Annotated in this window: 1 protein-coding gene; it reads right to left on the reverse strand. The window is 51.3% G+C overall.

Annotation, left to right across the window (positions count from 1 at the left end; all coding sequences use genetic code 11):
• Positions 1-31: 31 nt before the first annotated feature.
• On the reverse strand, positions 32-279 hold a 248-nt coding region (locus SB752_RS32315; RefSeq protein ID WP_486320404.1), incomplete at its 5' end, for a hypothetical protein.

Here is a 279-nt window from a genome sequence, read left to right on the forward strand (position 1 = left end):
GGGTTTCATGAAACCTCCTTTAAAAAAATCATCAAACATAATGAAGAATGTACTTCCGCTTTTCGACGTCATACCCCTCGATAACTGCCAACTCCCGCACCTTTCTGCCAGCGTCGATACCCGTCTCCTTCTCAATGAAAATGCACAAGTCAATCGCATTCGCGATGACCTGCGGATTAGCCTTGATACCTTCGTTCTCCTCCATCAGTTGGCCGACACGAACCAACCCGTCCTCGCAGTCGTTGGCGTGAATCGTCGCAAGCCCGCCAGGGTGTCCCG

It is taken from the genome of Brevibacillus sp. SIMBA_040 (assembly GCF_046535075.1).
Classification (GTDB): domain Bacteria; phylum Bacillota; class Bacilli; order Brevibacillales; family Brevibacillaceae; genus Brevibacillus.